The sequence below is a fragment of the Henriciella algicola genome, from assembly GCF_003576245.1.
Classification (GTDB): domain Bacteria; phylum Pseudomonadota; class Alphaproteobacteria; order Caulobacterales; family Hyphomonadaceae; genus Henriciella; species Henriciella algicola.
Map to the genome: position 1 here is coordinate 161,932 of NZ_QWGA01000006.1, position 14,567 is coordinate 176,498.

A 14,567-nucleotide genomic window follows, 5' to 3' on the forward strand; every position below is an offset into this window, starting at 1 on the left:
CGCCTTCAGCTCATGAATATGCGGGTGAGATTGTCGGATATCGCCGCGACCTTGTTGCGGAATCCGACGAGGTAATCCGGGTCGATATCCTCTGGCGCGAGCGCCTCGAACGTCTCTCGCAGCGCCGTGCAATCGGCCAGCAATTCCTCGCTGCCGGACGATTTCATCAGGTCTGCCAGCGGGCGCATATGGGTCTCAAGCTCGACCAGGTGGAAGATGAGAGAGCGCGGATTGAGCTCATCGAGGGCTGTGAGTTCGGCAACCGAGGGCGCGCTCGCCTGAAAGCCGTATCTGCGGCGGTGCGAAATAGAGCTGTCGGCATATTCCAGCGCGAGGTCGAGACTGCCGAGCGGGGCGTCTTCGGCGAGGAAGTTAGAGAGCGCCGAGGACAGCGCCATGAGGCGTTCGATAGAGCGACCGAGACTGAGGAAGCGCCATTCGGTGAAGCGGTACATATTGTCCTGAAGGAGGCCTGTGAAAGCGCTGGACTGGCGCAAGAGCACGCCCATCTCGCGCGCTGCGCCATCCCCCGGAGCCACGTTGCGCGACAAGGCATCATCCAGACGGTCACTCAGCTGGTTGATGGCGGCCCAGCCATCCGGCGAGAGGCGATCACGGACGCTTTCGGCGGCGCGCAGGGCCGAGCGGATCGTGCCTTCCAGCGCTGGCGGTATGGAGGATTGCGTATCTAGCCCGATGAAGGATCCATAGCGCGTCAGATGAAGCAGAAGCGGCGCTTGCGGCGAGGTTGCCTCTGCCAGTCGCTCATGGCGCGCGCGGTTGAGGCGGGTGAAGCCTTCCGCGCGCTCCATATAGCGGGCGAGCCAGTAAAGGTTTTCAGCAGCCTTGCTGGGTAGAGCCCCCTGCTTCGCGCGCGGCGCCCTCGCTTGCCCGCTGGCGAGGCGTGTGACCGTATCAACGGGCTTGTCGCTGACGATCCAGACATCGGCGACCGAGCTGCCGGCCTGCATGCTCAGGACGTTCGAGTTTGTTTCCGTGCCGATACGCGCGAACCCACCCGGCATGACACACCAGCCGTCAGCTGTCCGGACCATGAAGACGCGCAGGCTCATCGGGCGCGGCACCAAAGCACCATCGACCCAGGCCGGCGAGGTCGAGAAGGAGACGGTCTCCTGACCGACAAGAAGTTCGCCTTCGGTATCGATCAGGCGTTTGGCAAAATCGATACCCCGCTTTCGAAGCTGGCTGCCAAGGATGGCGGACTCGTCGGGATCGAACATCTGGCGCGTTGAGAGCGCGGGGGCGATCAGCATGTTCTCGAGCCGCGAGAGGACATGCTCGCGCTCAGCGGGCTGGCCGCACCACCAAGTTGCGATATTCGGCATTTCGAGCGGCTTGCCTGCGAGCCTTCTAGAAATGCGCGGCAGGAAAGCCAGCAAGGCGCGAGATTCAAGTATACCTGCGCCAAGCGCGTTTACGACCGAGACATTGCCCCGGCGCACGGCCCCGACAAGGCCTGCCGTACCGATCTGCGATGCCTCATCAAGCTCCAGCGGATCAGCGTAAAGCGTATCCAGCCGGCGCCAGAGAACGTCGACGGGCTGCAGGCCTGAAACCGTCCGCACAAAGACTTTGCCCTGCTGGATAGTGAGGTCCTCACCCTCAACCAAAAGCAGGCCGAGATAGCGTGCGATATAGGATTGCTCGAAATAGGTTTCGCTGAATGGGCCCGGCGTCAGGATCGCGACATGGGCGTCCTGAGAGGTGCGCATATTGAGCAGCGCGGCGCGAAACTCAGAGAAGAAGTTCGAAAGGCGGTGGACCTTGGCGTCGGCATAGTGCTCCGCGAAGATGCGCGACGTCGCCACACGGGTTTCGAGCGCATAGCCTGCGCCAGACGGCGCCTGCGTCCTGTCATTGAGGACCCACCAGGTCCCGTCAGGCCCCCGGCTGATCTCGAAGGCGACGAAGTTGAGGTGATGGCCGCCGCGCGGCTTCACGCCGACCAGCGGGCGGATCCATTCCGAGCTCTGCGCAATCAGCTGGCCCGGTAAGGCCCCATCCGCGACGAGCTGGTTGGGGCCGTAAAGATCAGCCACTACCGCCTCGAGCAGATCAGCACGTTGCTTCAGTGAGCCAGCTATCTGCTCCCATTCCTTCGCGTCGATCAGAACGGGCATATGGCTGAGCGGCCAAGGACGCTCGGTCGCCCTATCCTCTGTATACTGACGCAAAAAGACGCCAGAGTTTCGCAGGTATGCGTCGCCACGCGAAAACATCTGCCGCAGCGTTTGCGGGTCGTGCTCTGACAGGTGCGAGATGAAGCTCTGCCAGACAGGACGGATGCGGCCCTCACTGTCCAGCAGCTCGTCCGGAACACCGGGCACAGGCTTGTAGTGCGCCAGCAGACGGAAGAGTGTTTCTTCTGCTGCCTTCCGGGGCCGTGACATGGATTACACGCCCTGCGACCTGCGCAGGTCGAGGGTCAGCGGAAACTCCGGATGCACCCTTTCGGCCACTGGCATATAGCTCCCCGGCTTGTGCCCCTGCGGCTCAAACCTGGCGAGCCTGCGGGCTTCTGCCTCGTTTGAATTGACGGGGAAAGTCTCATAGTTGCGACCGCCCGGATGGGCGACATGGTAGACGCAGCCGCCAACCGCATGCCCGCTCCAGGTATCGAAGATGTCGAAGGTGAGCGGCGTGTTCACCGGCAAGGTCGGATGAAGCGATTCAGGCGGCGCCCATGCCTTGTAGCGCACGCCTGCGACTTCGCTCGCGCTGCCCGCCGACTGGGTCAGCGGCATGCGCCGGCCATTACAGGTCACGGCAAACCGGCCGGGCGCACCCGACAGCAGCTTAACCTGAAGGCGTTCCGCCGAACTGTCCGTATACCGAACAGTGCCGCCGATCGCCCCCGTTTCGCCGAGGACATGCCACGGCTCGATCGCCTGACGAAGCTCAAGCGTCGTGCCTTCATAAGTGACCTCACCGCAGAACGGGAAGCGGAACTCAAACTGGGCTTCATACCATTCTGATTTGAGATCAAAGCCATGCGCCTTGAGGTCGGCGAGCACTTCCATGAAGTCCTGCCAGACAAATTCGGGCAGCATGAAACGGTCATGCAGGCGCGTACCCCAGCGCACAGGCGTACCTTCAACCGGGTTCTGCCAGAAGCGCGCAATCAGGGCACGGATCAGCAATTGCTGGGCAAGGCTCATGCGCGCATTTGGCGGCATCTCGAATGCCCGGAATTCGACGAGACCCAAACGCCCTGTCGGCCCATCCGGCGAGAAGAGCTTGTCTATACAGATTTCGGTACGGTGCGTATTGCCCGTCACATCGATCAGCGCATTGCGCAGCAGCCGGTCGATCAGCCAGGGCGGTATGTTCCTCTGCCCCGGCGCGGGGATTTGCGAGAGCGCAATCTCAAGCTCATAGAGCGTGTCATTGCGCGCCTCATCGATGCGCGGTGCCTGACTGGTCGGGCCAACGAACAGGCCAGAGAAGAGATAGGAAAGGCTGGGATGCCTCTGCCAGTGCAGGATGAGGCTCTTGAGCAAGTCCGGCCGGCGCAGGAACGGGCTGTCATTCACATTCGCGCCGCCAACGACGACGTGGTTGCCGCCGCCCGTGCCGGTATGACGGCCATCGATCATGAACTTGTCTGTGCCAAGACGGGTCTGGCGCGCCTCTTCGTAGATTGCCTCGGTCGTCGCGACGCACTCTTCCCAATTGTGGGCGGGGTGAATGTTCACCTCGATCACACCCGGATCAGGCGCGACGCGGATGACGTTGAGGCGCTCATCCGATGGCGGGGCGTAGCCTTCGATATGGACAGGCTTGCCGACGGCCTTCGCCGCCTTCTCGGCCGTCGCGACCAGCTCAAGATAATCTTCGAGCGCTTCGGTCGGCGGGATGAAAACACAGAGATGGCCATCGCGCGCCTCGACACTTAGGGCAGTGCGCACGCTTGCGCCCTCCTGCGGTGTCATCTGCTGCTGGCGGACATCCTGCCCCTTTGCCGATTCGGTGCGGCTGGACACATTCTGGCGCGCATCGGCGGGCACGTTGCGCTGCTCGACCGCCTCATCAATCGAGTATTCCGGCAGCGGCCCGCGCGGCTCTGCCGGGTCGGTCACGTGCATGTATGGATAGACGGATGGGGAGAGATGAGGAAGCGACTCCAGTGGCAGCCGATAACCCGCCGCGCTGTCGCCCGGCACGAGGAAAAGCTTGCCGCGCCGGAATGACCATTTCTCACTGCGCCAGCGCGATGTTGCCGCCTTTGCCTGCCAGCGCTGGACCGGCAGGACGAAAGCGACCGGCTCTGTCAGGCCGCGCTCAAACACTTTGGCGATACGCTGGCGCTCTTCAGGGTCTTTCAGCTTGGAGTTTTCGGGCGTGACATTGTCAGGCAGGCGGCCTTCGCGGAGGATCCACTCTGCCGGGTCTTCATAGGCAGGCTGCACCACTTCATCCGGCAGGCCGAGTTCGGCCGCCATCGCTTCGGTCATCTTGCGGGCGTCGTCCGCCGTCGCGCCGGTATCTTCGCCTTCATGGGCGATGAGGTCAGCGTCGCGCCAGACCGGCTTGCGGTCGCCGCGCCAGTAGAGAGAGAAGGTCCAGCGCGGCAGGCTTTCGCCCGGATACCATTTGCCCTGCCCGTAATGCAGCATGCCGCCGGGCGCGAAACGATCGCGCAGCCTGCGGATCAGCTGGTCAGCAAGCGCGCGCTTGGTCGGGCCGACGGCGGCGGTATTCCACTCTGCGCTTTCAAAGTCATCGATGGAGACGAAGGTCGGCTCACCGCCCATGGTGAGGCGCACGTCTTCTTCCTTAAGGACGGCATCGACCTTCTTGCCGAGCGCATCAAGGTCCGACCAGCTCTCATCGGAGAAAGGTTTGGTGATGCGCGGATGTTCGGCCACGCGGTTGATCTTCATATCGAAGTCAAACGTGGTTTCCGTCTCAGGGTCGCCGCTGAAACCGCCAGAGATTGGCGCGGCGTTCTGATAGTGCGGCGTCGCCGCCAGCGGAATGTGGCTTTCACCGGTGAGCAGGCCAGAGGTCGGGTCGAGGCCGACCCAGCCGGCGCCCGGTATATAGGCTTCGACCCAGGCATGCAGATCTGTGAAGTCGTGATCGGTCCCGGCTGGCCCGTCGAGCGCGACAAGGTCAGGCTTCAGCTGGATGAGATAGCCAGAGACGAAGCGCGCGGCAAAGCCGAGCCGGCGCAGCACCTGCACCAGCAGCCATGAAGAGTCCCGGCAGGAGCCAGAGCCCTTGCGGAGGGTTACTTCCGGTGCCTGCACGCCGGGCTCGAGCCGGACGATATAGTCGACGACCTTCTCCACCCGCCGGTTCACATCGACGAGGAAGTCGACCGTGTTCATCGGGTCTTCGGGGATGGTGTCGAGGAAGGCTTTCAGCAGCGGCGTCAGCCTGTCAGGCCGCCTGTAGATTTCTAGGTCCGGCGCATATTCCTCGGAATATTCGAACGGCCAGGTTTCGGCCCGCTCCTCAACGAAGAAATCGAACGGGTTGTAGACTGTCATGTCGGCGACAAGGTCGACTTCGACTTTCAGCTCACGCACCGGCTCCGGGAAGACGAACCGCGCCAGCCAGTTGCCGTACGGGTCCTGCTGGTGGTTCACGAAATGCTTGGAAGGCGAGACTTTCAGGCTGTGGGACACGATCCGGGTGCGCGACTGCGGCGCTGGCCGCAAGCGGATGATCTGTGGCCCCAGCGTGACCGGCCGGTCATACTTGTAATGGGTGAGGTGATAGATGCTGGCGAGAATAGCCATGAAGAAACTGCCTTACTGTATCGCCCCTCTTCTCTAGACCACATGTTGAGGTTTCGCGAACGGGAAAGCGGAAATGCTGTCCCGCAGGCGATTATTGCCCGGGCCGTGGGCAGGAAGGCTGCAAAAAATCGATAGCTCAGGCCGAGGCTTTGAAGACTGGCCAGCGTTCCACGACTTTCCCGTCCTCGACCACCGCAATGTCGCCAAATTGCAGGAAGATCGCCTCTGACTGGGTGGGCCGAAAGAAGACGAAATCGTCAGGTCTGAGCGGTACAGTCGCAGGCGCGGTCAGCATCTGCTGATTGCTTGATCGGCCATACTTCTCATTGACGAGGATGCCTTCAGGCCAGACGGGCTTCGCCATCCAGTTGCCGCCGAATGTGTAGATCGTTTTGGAATGCCCCTCCGGCATCTCCGGCTCACGGCCCTCCAGGAAATCGAAACCGGCGACGTTGATCCCGTCCAGAACCTTGAGTGCGGGAGCGGCGATGAAGCTTGCCGGAAGGTGGTTTTCTAGAAGATCGGTATCGAAGTCCGTCGGCTTGACCAGAACTGAACCGGCAGACACCTCATTCGCCATGCTGGTGTCTGTGTAGAGGCGGTAAGTCGGGCTGCCGGCCGTGTTGAGCGTCAGACCGCGCTCGTCCCGGTCATCGCATCCCGTCAGCGTCTTTGCGGCCTCATAGACTTCGCGGGCATGGGCTTTGGCTTTCTCGCGGAGGCCATGCTTTTCCGGCATCTTGGCGATGTGCGGCTCATACCCCATCAGGCCGGTGAAACGTGCACGATTAGAGGCTTCTAGCTTCTGCCAGCACCGCTTGAGGATTTCATCTGCAGAGAAACCGCCGCGGTGCAGGCCGACATCGATCTCGAACACGATGTCGAGATGGACGGAAAGCTCAGCGGCCAGCGCGAGATACTGATCAAGTCGTTCAGGCGTATCGATCAGCCATTGGACTTTCGCGCCGGGCGGCGCATCGCGGTAGAAAGCGCGGGCTGCGGCGACGGGCAACGGCTTGCCCAGCAGCTGAGTCACATCCGGCATGGCGCGGGCAATCTCAAGCAGCATGTCGAGATTGAAGGTCATCATCCGGTCAGTGCCGGTCCTCTGCCGGATATGTTCAAGCAGAGGCAGGCTGGGTAGCGACTTTGCGACGATGCGATAGGCCATGCCGGGCGGCAGATGGCTTTTGAAGGTCTCGATATTTGCGTCGAGGCGCTTGCGGTCGATGATGAGCGTCGGCTGGGCAATGCCCGCCTCAGCGAGTGCGCTCTGGAGTTCTGCAAAATAATCAGCAGTGAGCGGCATCACGCCTCCGGCTCAAACAGGGTTCGAAGATAAGGCGTCATGAACCGCCCCTTCGGATCCATCCTGCGGCGGACATCGCAGAAGCGCTCGAAGTGCGGATAGAGGTCGCAGAGATCACGGTAGCGAAGGCTGTGCAGCTTGCCCCAGTGAGGCCTGCCACCCGCGCGCCGGAAGATGGGCTCTATGTGCGAGAAGAAGAAGTCATACTCATCTTCGGCGAAGGCATGCACCGCGACAGAGATGCGGCCAGCGCCGCTGAACGGGCTCAACCAGATTTCGTCGCCGGCCGTCTTGCGAACTTCGATGGGGAAGAAGACCTCAGGGCGCTCGCGCTCGATATAGGTGATCACTTCCTGGAGTGCGTCGAGCGCGGTCTCTTCCGGCAGGTGATATTCCATTTCGTTGAAGGGGACGTTGCGTTCACTGGCCAGCAGCTGCCAGCTGTTTCCGATGACATCCTCGCCTTCGAACCGGGCAAACGCGCCGGTGAGATAGTCACGGCGCGAGGGGGCATCGCCCCCGGCATAGTCGCGTGCGCGCTTGAGGCCGAGAACGGCGTCATCATCGTCGCTTTCGGGGCGTGGCGTGACTGGCGCGTCTGTCTCTTCATGCGCAATCGAGATGCCGTAGCCAGAAAACGGGACGTAGAAGAACTCGTAATTCCTGAGCGACTGCCAGCGTGTCCTTGCCGCGGACAGGATCACACCAAGCGGTTCGGCCCAGGTGCGCCGGTGGAGGTTATAGGGCGAAACCAGCTGGATTTCAGCTTCGATGAGGATACCAATTGCGCCGAGCGAAACACGGCAGGCCTCAAAGACGTCGCGGTCTTCTTCGCGCGAAACAGTGATGACATCGCCGCCAGCGGTCAGCAGCCTGAAGGCCAGCGTTTCAGCAGAGAGGCAGGCCAGCTTTTCGCCCGTGCCATGCGTCGCCGTCGAGATCGCCCCGGCGAGCGACTGGGCGTTGATGTCACCAAGATTTCTGAAAGCGAGGCCGTCGGCTTCTAGCGCAGGCGAGAGATCCTTGAGACGCGCGCCGGCATTGACCCAGGCTGTTTTCTTCTCGCTATCTGCGGAATGGACAAGGCCCATCCGGTCGAGCCGGACCAGTGTCCCATCTGTGCAGACGATCGGTGTGAAGGAGTGTCCCGCGCCAACCACGCGCACCGGATCGGGCGCAGTCTTCAGCAAGGCTTGCAGCTGCCCAGCATCGGCAGGCTCGACCACCTCTGCTGGCTGCGCGACCTGATTGCCTGACCAGTTTGTCCAGACAGTCGTGTTTTCGATGTTCTCTTGTGTGTCCGCCATCTGATGTGACGCCTCCCTTTGAGGGAAGAGACCATAGTTTCCGGCAGGCTGGCAACGTCTGGCCTTCCAGACGTGCGTCACGGGCTCGAAATTCACAAGCTCTCTCCCCCATGAAGACGGGTGAGCTTGACTCTTTTGCTCCAGAACAAAATAAGAACATATGGAGTCCAGAGCCCTCGATATTCCCGGCGTCTTCCGGCTTGGTGAGACGCGTAGAAAGCCAGACCAGAGCTTTCCGCTCAACCTTGGCCGTGAGGGCGTGCATGAGATCTGCGAAGCGCGCCATGGCGACATGGCGGCCATGACAGGCTTTGCGCTGGCTGCAGCGCGCCCGCCTGCAGGCGCGGTCTTCTGGGTCCGCCAGTTCGGCCTTGCGCGTGAACATGGCGACCTTCTCCATGCCGGGCTATCCAGCCTCACCCAGTGTCCGGCCGGCCTGCTGTCTGTGCAGACCCGGAAGGCCAGCGACGCCCTCTGGGCCAGCGAGGAAGCCATTTCGTCAGGCGCTGTCGGGCTTGTCATCGCTGAAATCGAGACGCTGGACTTTACCGCCTCTCGCCGCCTGACGCTCGCCGCCAGCCGGCATGGCATTCCGCTTATCCTTCTATTGCCCTGGCGACGGGAGGGGACAAGCGCGGCGACCGCCCGATGGCGGGTCGCTTCGCGGCCATCGGGGCCTAATGCCTTCGATGCCCGCGCTCCGGGCGCCAGCCGCTGGCAGGCCGTCCTGGAGAAGTCCAGGCAAGCCCCGCAAATGGCGGGGCGCGTGTTCAACATCGAGCTCGACCATGAAACGCTATCTCTCCGTGTGGTTTCCGGGCTGGCCGCTCACGCGCCTCCGCCGCGCGCGGCGCCAGCCGACATCGGCCTCAGCCAGGACCCGCCCCGGCGAAAAACCGGCTGAACCGCCCCGTAAACCCTTCGTCCTCGTCGAGGACGGCGGCCATGGCCTGCGCGTTGCGGCGGCCAATGCTTCTGCGCGCGCGCTTGGCATATCCGCTGGGCTTGGCTTTACCGATGCGCGCGCCCGCTGCCCCGACCTCCTGCATGAGGATATCGACCGGGAGGCTGACCGCGCTGCGCTAGAGCGGATTGGTGACTGGATGGTGCGCCTCTCGCCTATCGTTGCCATTGACGGCGATGACGGGCTGATGATCGAGACCACAGGCTGCGACCATCTTCATGGCGGTGAAGAAGCGATGATTGAGACTGTCGCTGCCCTGCTTGAGAGGAATGCCATTCCGCACCGCCTCGGCCTTGCCAGTACGCCGGGGGCGGCAAGCGCCCTCGCGCGCGACTGGCCGGGACACATCCTTGCCGATGGTGAGGAAGCCGCAGGCCTTGCAGAGCTTCCCATCAGTGCGCTGCGCCTGTCGGAAGAGGCTGAGACCCTGCTCAAACGGTTTGGCCTTCGCCGGATCGGCCAGCTTTACGGGATCGACCGCAAGGCGCTGGGACGGCGTTTCCAGTCACGCGCGGCAGGCGATGCGGTCCTCCTGCGGCTCGATCAGGCGCTTGGCCTTCGCCGGGAACCGCTGACGCCGCTGACCGAAGCCCCCTCGCATATCACCCGCCTGCCCTGCCCGGAGCCATTGCTCGCGACCGAAGGCGTCCAGAGCGGGCTCGAACAGCTGGCAGATGAGCTTTGCGCGAAGCTGACCGGGCTTGGGCAGGGCGCGCGCGCCTTTGCCTTTCATGCCTTTCGCGCCGATGGCGAGGTGAGCTCTGTGTCGGTCACACTCGCAAGGCCCGTGCGTACGCCAAAGCATATCCTGCGGCTCTTTTCGGAAAAGCTGGACCAGATCGACCCCGGCTTCGGCATTGATCTTCTGATGCTGGAAGCAAGGCGGACCGGGCCGATGGATATCAGCGCGCCCGCGCTGTCAGGTGACCTTGCCGCCAGCGACACAGACCCTGTGCTCCTTTCGGCCCTCGCAGACAGGATCACCGCCAAGCTCGGTGAAGGCACCGTCAAAGTCACTGAGGCGCATGAAAGCCATTTGCCGGAGCAGGCAGAGCGCAAGGCAGGCTTTGACGGTGAGCTGCCAGGCCCTGCCATCACCCCTGCCGATCACGGGCCAAGGCCGATCCGCCTGATAGACCCGCCAGAGGAGATAAAAGTGCTCGCCGAAGTGCCCGATGGCCCGCCCTTGCGCTTTATCTGGCGGCGTGTGCCGCATGCCGTGACGCGGGCTGACGGGCCAGAACGGCTTGCGCCTGAATGGTGGACATGGACGGCCCCGCCGCCGCCCTCTGCCAGCCCTGAAGGCATTGACCGCAAATGGCTGAAACCAAAGCTCGACCCGCGCGCCGATGCGGCGCTGATTGCAAAGATCCGGGCAGAGCTGGAAGCGGCCGATCCGGGCGAACCTGTCTCCAACCTGCCGCGGGCGCGGGACTATTACCGGATCGAGGATGAAGAAGGCCGCCGGTTCTGGCTGTTCCGGCAAGGCCTCTATGAAGATGGCCGGGGCGGTGCGCCGCTCTGGTTCATGCATGGGCTGTTCGCATGACCGGATATGCCGAACTCGCCGTCACCACGAATTTCTCTTTCCTGCGCGGGGCAAGCCACCCTGAAGAGCTGGTCGCGCAGGCAAAGGGGCTTGGGCTTCACGCTATCGGGGTGGCTGACCGCAACACGCTCGCCGGGGTCGTGCGGGCCCATCTTGCGGCGAAGGATTATGAGATGCGCCTTCTGGTCGGTGCCCGTCTCATAACGACGGATGGGTTCGACCTTATCGCCTATCCGCAGGACAGGGACGCCTATGGCCGTCTTTCCCGGCTACTGTCCGAAGGAAAACTGCGGGCGGAGAAAGGCGACTGCCATATCACGCTGGAAGATGTGATTGCCCACGCTGAGGGTCAGGTCTTCATCGCCATGCCGCCGCCCCGCCCTGATGAGGCTTACAGGCTGCGGCTGGAATGGCTGCGCGCCCAGTGGGGTGACCGGCTCTATCTCGGTGCCCGCTATGGGTTTCAGGGCCAGAACCGCGAGCGGATCGCCCGCCTCGCAGACCTTGGATTCAAGGCTGGCGGGGTGCCGATTGTGGCGGTGAATGATGTTCTCTACCACGCCGCAGAGCGCCGCCCGTTGCAGGATGTCGTGACCTGTATCCGTGAGCATTGCACCGTGGATGACGCGGGCTTCCGGCTGGAAGCAAATGCTGAGCGGCACTTGAAGCCCGCAGAAGAAATGGCACGTCTTTTCAAGGGTTTCGAGCCTGCTCTTCGCAGGACGGTTGAGATTGCAGAGCGGTGCAAGTTCTCTCTGGATGAGCTTGCCTATGAGTATCCCGATGAGCCTGTGCCGCCCGGAAAGACGCCTCAGGAGCATATCGAAACACTGGCCTGGGACGGTGCATCCTGGCGGTATCCTGATGGTGTTCCAGAGGGTGTAAAAAAAGCCATCCGAAAGGAGCTGACCCTGATCGGGGAGCTTAATTACGCGCCCTACTTCCTGACGGTCCATGACATCGTCGCCTGGGCGAGAAAGCAGGGCATTCTCTGTCAGGGTCGCGGCTCTGCGGCCAATTCGGCGGTCTGTTATTGCCTTGGCATTACCAGCGTCGACCCGTCTGTGACGCGCCTTCTCTTTGAGCGCTTCCTGACCAAGGAAAGACGTGAGCCGCCCGATATCGATGTCGATTTCGAGCATGAGCGGCGTGAGGAAGTCATCCAGTATGTCTATCGCCGCTATGGCCGTCACAAGGCGGCGCTGACGGCGACAGTGATCTCTTACCGGCCACGCTCAGCTGTGCGCGAGGTCTGCAAGGCGCTGGGCCTGTCGCAGGATATTGCCTCGGCGCTGGCGGGCACTGTCTGGGGGAGTTTCGGGTCTGATGTGAAGGAAAAGCAGATCCGGCAGGCAGGCCTCGACCCGACCAATCCGGTGATCCGCCGCGCCGTGCAGCTGACCCGCCAGTTGATCGGTTTTCCGCGCCACCTTTCTCAGCATGTCGGCGGCTTTGTCCTGACGCGCGGCCCGCTGGTCGAGACCGTGCCTATCGGCAATGCGGCCATGGATGAGCGCACCTTCATCGAGTGGGACAAGGACGACATCAGCGCGCTCAACATCATGAAAGTGGATGTGCTGGCGCTCGGCATGCTGACCTGTATCCGCAAGGCTTTCGACCTTCTGCGGCTTCACAAGGGGCTCGACTATTCGCTGGCGACCGTCCCGCAGGAGGATGAGGCGACCTATGACATGCTGTGCAAGGGCGACAGTCTGGGCGTCTTCCAGGTTGAGAGCCGGGCGCAGATGAACATGCTGCCGCGTCTTCGCCCGCGTGTCTTCTATGACCTTGTCATCGAGGTCGCGATTGTGCGGCCCGGCCCCATCCAGGGTGATATGGTCCACCCCTATCTGCGCCGCCGCAGCGGACAGGAGACGGTGACCTATCCATCGCCCTCCCCTAGGCATGGCCCGGCCGATGAGCTCGAAACCATCCTGAAGCGGACCAATGGCGTGCCGCTTTTTCAGGAGCAGGCGATGCAGATCGCCATGGACGCGGCAAAGTTTTCTGCCGATGAGGCCAATGGCCTCCGCCGGGCCATGGCGACCTTCAGGAAAGTCGGCACCATCCAGAATTATGAAGAGCTGATGGTCGAGCGCATGGTCGCGCGCGGCTATGAGCGGACCTTTGCCCAGCGCTGTTTCGATCAGGTGAAGGGGTTTGGCGAATATGGCTTCCCCGAAAGCCATGCGGCCTCATTCGCGCTTCTGGTCTATGTCTCGTCCTGGCTGAAATGCCATCATCCGGATGTCTTCTGCGCCGCACTTCTCAACAGCCAGCCCATGGGCTTCTACGCCCCGGCCCAGATTGTCCGCTGCGCGCAGGAACATGGCGTCGAAGTCCTCGAAGCGGATGTGAACCTGTCTGACTGGGATAATACTCTTGAGCCTTCCTCCCGGACAGCGGGCGCCTTGCGGCGCGACGCTGCCGATGAGGCGCGCTCAGGGCTGCTGGACAGCGCCGCACAAGCAAATGCGCAGGCGCAGGGCGCCCGGCCCGAAAGGGCTGGGACAGCGCCCGAGCAAATGAAGATAATCGCTGGTGAGGGGGGTGACCTCCAGCGAGTGGATGAGATTTCTTCTTCTCCCCCGTTCACGGGGGAGGTGGGCCGCGAAGCGGCTCGGAGGGGGGATACTCCAGACGCAGCGTATGCTGCCCGCCCCCTCCGCCCTGCGGGCACCTCCCCCGTCCTTCGACAGGCTCAGGATGAGGGCGGGGGAGGAAAGTCTTTCTTGGCTGTGCGTCTTGGCTTTCGCCAGATTGACGGGCTTCGCGAGGATGAGATGGAAGCCATGATGCAGGTGCGTGGCGGCGGGTTTGAGCGCCCGGAGGATATTCGCAGGCGGTCCGGCATGACCCGGCGCGCCATGGAGCTGCTTGCAGCTGCAGATGCCTTCCGGTCGATGGGGCTGGACCGGCGTGAGGCGCTCTGGGCGTCTCGCGGGGAAGCCGCTGGCAAGACGCTGCCGCTCTTTGCGGCTGCCGATACTGCTGAACAGGGCGGCGAGGCAGCAACACCCCTGCCCCGGATGCCGTCTTCAGAACACGTGCTTCAGGATTACCAGACCACGCGGCTTTCGCTGAAGGCCCACCCCATGTCCTTCCTGCGCGAGCATTATGCCTCCATGCGGACGCTGAGCACACGTGAAGCTTCTGGCCTGCCAAACGGGGCGCGGGTACAGACCGCCGGTATCGTGCTGGTGCGCCAGAGACCCGGCTCTGCCAGCGGCGTCTGCTTCATCACGATCGAGGATGAGACCGGTATCGCCAACCTCGTCGTCTGGCCGAACGTGTTCGAGCGGTTCCGGGCCGTCGTCATGGGCGCGCGGATCATCCTGGTCAAAGGGCGCATCCAGCGAGCCGAAGGGGTCACTCACCTTGTTGCAGAACAGCTGATCGACCGCACTGATGACCTCACCCTGCTGTCAGAAAATACGCTTCGCGATCCGATGAAAGGCGTGCTTTCGAATGCGGACGAGGTGGTCAAACCCATTCCCGAGCGGCGCGGACCCGGACGGCGGCCCGCGCATACCCATCCGCGCAATGTTCGCATTATTCCCAATAGCCGCGATTTCCATTGATATGACTGCAGAATAGGTCGACCGCTGTCTCGCCTTCTGACAAAGTCGGTCTATCTCGCGGTAAGGGTAAAGGTGCGGGGCGTCGCACC

The 14,567-nt window shown here is 62.6% G+C and carries 7 protein-coding genes; 3 read left to right on the forward strand and 4 right to left on the reverse strand.

What is annotated here, in order from left to right:
* Positions 1–5: 5 nt before the first annotated feature.
* From D1222_RS09255 to D1222_RS15755, 4 genes are all read right to left on the reverse strand, one after another.
* Entirely contained in the window at positions 6–2,411 is a 2,406-nt protein-coding gene (locus tag D1222_RS09255; RefSeq protein ID WP_119453977.1) for a circularly permuted type 2 ATP-grasp protein, read from the reverse strand.
* Positions 2,412–2,414: 3 nt separating this feature from the next.
* Positions 2,415–5,768, reverse strand: coding sequence for a transglutaminase family protein (locus D1222_RS09260; RefSeq protein WP_119453978.1), 3,354 nt, complete (start codon positions 5,766–5,768; stop codon positions 2,415–2,417).
* 136 nt (positions 5,769–5,904) lie between these two features.
* Positions 5,905–7,077 carry an alanine racemase gene (locus D1222_RS09265; protein ID WP_119453979.1) on the reverse strand — a complete coding sequence of 391 codons (1,173 nt, stop codon included), beginning with the start codon at positions 7,075–7,077 and terminating at the stop codon, positions 5,905–5,907.
* Positions 7,077–8,384, reverse strand: a complete 1,308-nt coding sequence (locus D1222_RS15755; protein WP_182481931.1) for a D-arabinono-1,4-lactone oxidase — start codon at positions 8,382–8,384, stop codon at positions 7,077–7,079. Before D1222_RS15755 ends, D1222_RS09265 begins: the two co-directional genes overlap by 1 nt.
* Before the next feature lie 160 nt (positions 8,385–8,544).
* Between D1222_RS15755 and D1222_RS15760 the strand changes: the two genes are divergently transcribed.
* The 3 genes from D1222_RS15760 to D1222_RS09280 are packed head-to-tail and all read left to right on the forward strand — an operon-like array spanning position 8,545 to position 14,478.
* Positions 8,545–9,288: an ImuA family protein gene (locus tag D1222_RS15760; protein WP_182481932.1), complete on the forward strand. Its 744-nt coding sequence runs from the start codon at positions 8,545–8,547 to the stop codon at positions 9,286–9,288.
* Complete coding sequence (locus D1222_RS09275; RefSeq protein ID WP_233348636.1) at positions 9,173–10,897, forward strand: Y-family DNA polymerase; 1,725 nt, start codon at positions 9,173–9,175, stop codon at positions 10,895–10,897. The genes D1222_RS15760 and D1222_RS09275 overlap by 116 nt, the downstream gene beginning before the upstream one ends.
* Entirely contained in the window at positions 10,894–14,478 is a 3,585-nt protein-coding gene (locus D1222_RS09280) for an error-prone DNA polymerase (protein WP_119453981.1), read from the forward strand. The genes D1222_RS09275 and D1222_RS09280 overlap by 4 nt, the downstream gene beginning before the upstream one ends.
* Positions 14,479–14,567 lie beyond the last annotated feature (89 nt).